Genomic DNA, 6,712 nt, shown 5'->3' with positions numbered 1-6,712 from the left:
GTAGCCCAAGGCGTCGTGCGCGGAAGAACGCGTTTACTTTCAATGACGTAGCGCTGCGCTTGTAAACTTTCAGCGGATCGCGTTTACTCTTGCTTTTTGAGTGGACGCATTGGTCACCGAATCGACGCCCTGGACCCAGACGGAATTCAAACAGCTCGAGCTCGGCGATGCGCGCCTGAACAAGCGAGCGAGGCTTTTGATGGAAAGAATGGCGGCCGACCCGATGGCCAGCGTGCCCAAGGCATGCCAGGGCTGGGGCGAGACGATGGCGGCGTACCGCTTCTTCGACAACGACAAGGTCGAATGGCATGCAATTTTGGAGCCGCATTGGCAGCAGACGCAGGAGCGCATGCAGGCCCATCGTGTCGTGCTCTGCGTGCAGGACACATCAGAGCTGGATTTCAATGGACAAGGCGCGATCGGACTCGGGCCGCTGAGCTATGAAGCCCAGCGGGGCATGTATCTGCACCCGACCTACGCGGTTACGCCGCAGCGCGAGCCGTTGGGCATTCTGGATGCGTGGATGTGGGCGCGGGAGAAGAAGGACGAATCCGGCAAGCGTGGCGGACTCAAGGAGAGTGTGCGCTGGATCGAGGGCTATGAGCGCATTGCCGAAATGGCGCCGAGCCTGCCCTCCACGCGTTTGGTGTATGTGGCCGACCGCGAAGCGGATCTGATGTCGCTGATGTTGCGAGCGCAGGAGCTGGGCACGCCGGCCGACTGGCTGGTACGAGCCGCTCATAATCGCTGCCTGCCGGAGGGAGACAAGCTGTGGGAGCGCACGAGCCGTGGGGAAGCTGTCGGGCAAATCGCCTTCACGATGGCTTCGCGCCATGGCGTCAAAGCACGCACGGTGCGCCAGCATCTGTGGGTGCAACGCGTGGAGTTGCCCGCGGGCAAAGGCAAGTGCATCGCTGCGACGTGCCTGGTCGCGCGCGAGTTCGAGGCTCCTGCGGGCGTTAAGCCGATCGAATGGCGTCTGTTGACCAATCGCACGGCCAGCACGGTGGAGGAGGCAGTCGAACTGATCGATTGGTATCGAGCGCGCTGGGAAGTGGAAATCTTGTTCAACATCCTGAAGAACGCGTGCCGTGTCGAGGCGCTTCAGTTGGGCACGATCGAACGGCTCGAGCGCGCGTTAGCGCTGTTTCTGGTGGTGGCTTGGCGTGTGGCTTATTTGATGCGGCTCGGACGAACCTGCCCGGATCTGGACGCGCACCTGTTCTTTGATCCCGATGAAATTCGCGCCGCCTACCTGCTCACGAAAACCCGAGCGCCGGCCCAACCGAAGCTCAACGAAGTATTGCGACTAATCGCGCGCCTGGGAGGTTTCCTGGGCCGCAAGGGCGATGGCGAACCCGGAGCAAAGACCATCTGGCTCGGCCTCAGAGAAGTTCATGTCGCTGCAAAAACATTGCGCCTCTTACGCGACGACGATGGTGACGACACTTCTGTATAAGGGAATGCACCATACCGCGCCGCAATGTCGCTAACGCCGAAACAAAAAAACGCCCGCAACCGGAATGCTGATCGCATGCAGTATCTTCCGGCTGTCGCATCCCTGTGTCTTTCCTTGCAGGGTTGTGCGCCGCACGGCGCACCGTCTTATGAAGTCTTTGGTGCGTATTTTCCGCTCTGGCTGCTAAGTGCCCTGCTGGGACTAGTCGGCGCGCTCGTTGCGCATCGGATATCCGTCTTGACTGGATGGGCGCAAATCGTCCCGTTTCAGCTCTTCGTCTGTGCGGCCATCGGCTTGATGGTTGCCGTGGTTATCTGGCTTTCGATGACCGGACAACTCCCATGAAAATAACCGGCTTGCGCAAAAACGCTTTCAAAGGCCGCGTGGCTGCGTGCGTGATCGTCGCCCTTGGTATTGCCGCGCTGTTTTACGCATCCAGTCGGTCAAGCCGGTATCCGTCAACGGACGACGCAACAATCGATGCCGACGTTGTGCATATCGCCTCGCCGGTGAGCGGCCGGATCGTCAGGCTTGCCGTCGCGGAGAACCAGCGGGTCACAAAAGGAGACGTGCTCTTCGAGGTCGATCCCGATCCGTATCAGCTCCTCGTGGCGCAGACCCAGGGCGATCTCGACCTGGCGCGCGCGGCGTTGGACACGCGCCGCAGGACCCTGGTCGGCGAGCGCGCGAATGCGGTCATCGCGGGCGATCAGACCGGCAAGGCAGCGCACAACTACGAACTGAGCTCGCGCAGCGTTCAGCGGCTAACGCCATTCGCAGCAAAAGGATACGTTCCGCTCCAGCAGCTAGACCAGGCGCAAGTGGCACAGCACGATGCCGAGCTGACGCTCAAGCAGGCACAAGAACAAAAGCGGGCGGCCGCGCAGACCATAGGCGACGAGTCGGGCGCCATGGCCCTGGTGCGCGCACGCGAGGCAGCGCTGGCACTCGCGCAGCACAGCCTCGACTCAACCGTTGTGCACGCGCCGCACAACGGTTTTGTCACGGGCCTCTCGGTGCTGGCGGGCGAGACAGTCGCGCCCAATCAATCGATATTCACGCTCATCGCCGCCGACGAATGGTTCGCCGTCGCGAACTTCCGGGAAACGGCGCTCGGCGCGATCCAGCCCGGCGATTGCGCGACCGTCTATTCAATGATCGACCGGAGCCAGGCGATCCACGGCAAGGTGGTCGGCATCGGCGCGGGCGTGGCCGATACTGACCGGGTCAATCTGCCGCGCGCGTTGCCCGTCGTGCAACAGTCCGTGAACTGGGTGCGGGTTGCTCAACGCTTCCCCGTGCGCGTGCTTCTGGATGAGCCGGCCGCCCGGTTGGTCCGGGTCGGTGCGAGCGCGTTAGTCGAGGTCCGGCATGGCGCAGCCTGCCGGTGATCTTGCCCGGCCAGGCGCGGCCGACCTGCTGAAACTGCTTGCGCCCTTTCCGGGAAGAGCGGAAATGGCCTGCCGCGTCGCGCTGATCTGCGCGCTGACTATATTCGTGACAAGCGCCTACGGCACGCCGGAAGCCGCCATCTCGGCCTACGTCGTGTTTTTCCTGAACCAGCCGGACCGGGTTTTCAGCGTGGTGCAGAGTCTGCAATGCTGGTGCTGGTCACGCTGGTGGTCGCGCTGATAACGGTCGTGGCCATATTCGCACTCGAAGATCCGGTCTGGCGGGTTGCGTGCATCGCGGGGCTCTCGCACGCGCTGCTGTTCGTCACGTCGGCGAGCAAGCTGCGGCCGGTCGGTGCGATCGTTGCGATGATCGTCGGATTTACGCTCGACGAACTTGGCAGCATGCCGTTCGGCGAAGCGGCGACCCGTGCGTTGCTTTACTCCTGGGTGATGGTCGGGATTCCGATCGGGGTGTCGATCTGCGTGAACCTGGCGCTTGCACCGTCGCCGCGGCGGCTTGCCGGCCGCGCGTTGGCGAAGCACCTGCGGCTCGCGGCCCAAAGCCTCGCCGAACCCGATGCAACGCGCGACGCGCTCAACGCCTGCCTGCGCAAAGGCGATGCGCAGATGCGCTCGTGGCTGACGCTTTCGGCGCTCGACGGATCGTCGGCACGTGCCGATATCGCCCCTTTGCGGCAAGCCGTTTCATCGACATTTGCGATCCTGGTCTCAGCGGATCTCGCGGCCCGGGAACCGTCGAGCCGGCTGCCGGCATCGTTCGTCATGCCGATCATCGACACGCTGGAGAGCATGGCACGCATGCTGGAAGCGGGAGGTTATCCGGTCGATATCGAACTCAGCCTGCCCGCCGCAACAGAATTGACGCCGCTTGCGCGCGTCGTGGCTGAAGAACTGCAGCACGCAATCACTTTCTTCGCTGTAGTAGATGTCGATGTCGATGTCGATGTCGATCACAAACCACAGGCCGACAGCGCCCCGCCCCCGAACGAGCATGGCGGATTCTTCCTGCCCGACGCGTTCACGAATCCCGAACAAGTGCGCTATGCCGTGAAAACCACCGCGGCGGCCGTGTTTTGCTATCTGCTTTATTCGCAACTCAACTGGTCCGGCATCCACACCTGCTTCATCACTGTCTACATGGTGTCGCTTGGCACCACCGCTGAAACCGTCGAGAAAATGACGCTGCGCATCGCCGGATGCATCGCGGGCGCGCTCCTCGGTACCGCAGCGATCGTGTTCGTGATTCCCGCGATGACCTCTGTCGTCGGGTTGATGGGTATCGTGTTCCTCGGCGCCTTGCTTTCGGCCTAGATTGCCTTTGGTTCGCCGCGCATTTCTTATGCAGGATTTCAGATTGCGCTGGTCTTCTTCATGTGCGTGATCAAGGGCGCCGGGCCTGGCTTCGACCTGACGGTCGCACGGGATCGCACGATCGGGATCCTGATCGGCAACGTGGTCGTGTATCTGATCGTTACCCGTGTGTGGCCGGTCAGCGTGGCTGAGCGCGTCGATACCGCTCTCAGCTCGCTGCAGCAGCGGTGGGAGCGGCTCGCCATGCCGGGGAATTCCGCCACGCGCCGCGCGCAGGCCCCGAGCGCGATGGCGCAATACGGCGCGCTGGAACAGGACCTGGCGCTGATGCGCTACGAACCATCATGGGTTCGTCCGGAGCCACAGTGGCTTGCCGAACGTCGCAGCGCGCTGGCAAGGCTCGGCGCGCTCGAAGCACCCATGCTCCTGATTGCCGAGAGGCGACCGGGCGATGCCGCGTTCGCCGGCTGGCTCAGCCAGGTTACCGGCAATCCGCCGCAACAGCCGCCCAAGACGGGCGCGATAACCGACCGGCAGCCATTGGCGAACGCCGACGCCGCAACCGACGAAACACTTGCCGCGCTGCTACACCTGGGCGACACACGCCTCGCTCAACTCCAACACGCCGCGCCAAACATGGCGGCGAAGGACTTTACGACTCATGCTCCGGCTTGACCCTTCATTCGCACTAGCGATCCTGGCCGCAGCGAGTTTGACCGGCTGCGCCACGTCCTCCGTGGACATGGCGCCCGAAAGCCTTGACCGTCCGTGGCAACCCCAGACGGACGCGAGCGGCGCCATCGTGCCGGGAGCGGTATCGACTGGATCGACTGCAACGAACCGTGGCTACGTGTTACCCGCGAACCCCGCGCTCGCCGTGCTGCCCCCTCCTCCGGCATTCGACCCGGCGCATGCCTACGAACTAGCCGAACTGATTGACCTCGCTGAATCGGCGAACCCGCTGACGCGCATCGCCTGGAACGATGCACGCAACATGGCGCTCGCGGCCGGCATTGCGAAGAGCGCCTACCTTCCCAAACTGTCCGTGGCGGCAATGGGGCAATACGCCGGCGCCCAGAATGTGCGCTCGTCCGTGCCCGATGCTTCATCAACCGCCGGGACGGGACATGGCACGACTTCGGCGGTGACGCTGCAATGGCTGCTCTTCGATTTCGGCGGACGCGCCGCGCGCCTCGAGGCTGCATCGCAGGCATCGGTGGTCGCGAATATCGGCTTCACCGCGTTTCACCAGCAGGTGATCTTCGATGTAAGCGTCGCGTTCTACGGATACCAGGCCGCGCGTGCCCGCGTCGCCACGGCAGCCCAAGGTCTCGGCAATGCCGAAGCCATCCTCGCTGCGGCGCAGTCGCGCTACCGGCATGGCATTGGCACTGTGATTGAAGTAGCGCAGGCCAATCAGAATCGCGCGCAGGCGAAGCTCGCGCTGATCCAGGCTCAGGGGGCCGAAAGCAACAGCTATCTGACGCTGATTTCGGCGATGGGCATCTCGCCGCTGTCGAAACCGAGGATCGCGGAAATGCCGGCACGTGCACTTCCGGCGCCGACCAACGACTCGATCGAGCAGATCGTGTCTTCCGCCATCGCCCGGCGGCCGGACGTGCTGAGCGCCTATGCCGCCGAGCGGATCAACCTGGCGAGGGTGAAGGCAGCCGAATCGGAATTCATGCCGAAGGTGTTTGTCTCGGCTAACGGCGCGTACAACACCGGCAGTTCATCAATTTCAGGGATTCCGTCCATTGGTCAGCAATTGCCGACGCTGAATCTGAGCGGCGGCCGGTACGGCGGCAGCGTGATCGTGGGCGTGACGATTCCACTGTATGACGGCGGCTTGCGTCAGGCCGTACTCGCGCAGGCACGCAACGACGCCGACAGCGCATCGACCCGCCTCGCCCGAAGCCGCGAAGAAGCGGTCCGGCAAATTGTTGCCGCACAGAACACGCTGCAGACGAGCCTCACCGCGCACGCTGCCGCCAAGGAGTTACTGGCCGCTGCACAGACAACTTACGACGCCGCATTCGACGCGTACGGCCAAGGGATCGGGTCGGTCACCGACTCGCTGCTCGCACAGAATCAACTGCTGGCTGCAACGAACGCAGACGCGGATAGCTACAGCAGCGCGCTTTCGGCTGCGGCCGCGCTCGCGCTGGCGACTGGTGCGATCGATTCGATGCCGACGGAGCCGGGCTGGCGCTGAAGGCTGAGAGCGTCGAGTTCATCGATATCCGCTCGCAGTATTGCCTCGGGCCGTTAACTTAAAGTAACGCTTCAAGTGAACGATTGTGATGCGATTGATAATTCATCGCAAACACGTCGGCGCAAAACGATCTTTTCACGTCGCATCGGCGATGCTTCGGATTTATCCGATTTGCGAACATAAACCTGTTCGTGTGTACGCTTGCGGACATCACTTAGAGAAAATTCCATTAAAAGATAATAAATCGGTCAACCGGGCGGATTTATTGCCGTTATCAATATTAGGAAGGAGTGCGTGATAGGGGGCTCACGC

4 protein-coding genes and 1 pseudogene are annotated in these 6,712 nt (G+C 62.6%); all 5 read left to right on the top strand.

Annotated features, from left to right (window positions below; genetic code table 11):
* Nucleotides 1–100: 100 nt before the first annotated feature.
* The 5 genes and pseudogenes from ACMX25_RS16770 (at nucleotide 101) to ACMX25_RS16750 (ending at nucleotide 6,400) form a co-directional block, all read left to right on the top strand.
* Nucleotides 101–1,459 (top strand): IS4 family transposase, encoded by a 1,359-nt coding sequence (locus tag ACMX25_RS16770; protein WP_462686295.1) that lies wholly within the window; start codon nucleotides 101–103, stop codon nucleotides 1,457–1,459.
* Between the two features lie 75 nt (nucleotides 1,460–1,534).
* A complete protein-coding gene (locus ACMX25_RS16765; RefSeq protein WP_414951105.1) occupies nucleotides 1,535–1,804 on the top strand; it encodes a hypothetical protein in 270 nt (89 codons plus the stop codon).
* Nucleotides 1,801–2,850, top strand: coding sequence for a multidrug transporter subunit MdtN (gene mdtN / locus ACMX25_RS16760; protein ID WP_414951104.1), 1,050 nt, complete (start codon nucleotides 1,801–1,803; stop codon nucleotides 2,848–2,850). The genes ACMX25_RS16765 and mdtN overlap by 4 nt, the downstream gene beginning before the upstream one ends.
* Nucleotides 2,831–4,860 (top strand): annotated as a pseudogene (locus ACMX25_RS16755) (FUSC family protein). The gene mdtN and the pseudogene ACMX25_RS16755 overlap by 20 nt, the downstream one beginning before the upstream one ends.
* The gene (locus ACMX25_RS16750; RefSeq protein ID WP_414951103.1) at nucleotides 4,847–6,400 is read left to right on the top strand and encodes a TolC family protein; all 1,554 of its coding nucleotides are present in this window, start codon (nucleotides 4,847–4,849) and stop codon (nucleotides 6,398–6,400) included. The pseudogene ACMX25_RS16755 and the gene ACMX25_RS16750 overlap by 14 nt, the downstream one beginning before the upstream one ends.
* The last annotated feature ends 312 nt before the right edge of the window (nucleotides 6,401–6,712 follow it).

Origin of the sequence: Caballeronia eucalypticola (genome assembly GCF_047608185.1) — a bacterium.
Classification (GTDB): domain Bacteria; phylum Pseudomonadota; class Gammaproteobacteria; order Burkholderiales; family Burkholderiaceae; genus Caballeronia.
The sequence above is the reverse complement of the archived record's forward strand: the minus strand, read 5'-3'. Positions and strand labels throughout refer to the sequence as shown.

Excerpts from the sequence above, each read along its gene's own strand:
- ACMX25_RS16765 (WP_414951105.1), top strand. The coding sequence starts at position 1,535 with ATGCAGTATCTTCCGGCTGTCGCATCCCTGTGTCTTTCCTTGCAGGGT.
- ACMX25_RS16750 (WP_414951103.1), top strand. The coding sequence starts at position 4,847 with ATGCTCCGGCTTGACCCTTCATTCGCACTAGCGATCCTGGCCGCAGCG.
- mdtN (WP_414951104.1), top strand. The coding sequence starts at position 1,801 with ATGAAAATAACCGGCTTGCGCAAAAACGCTTTCAAAGGCCGCGTGGCT.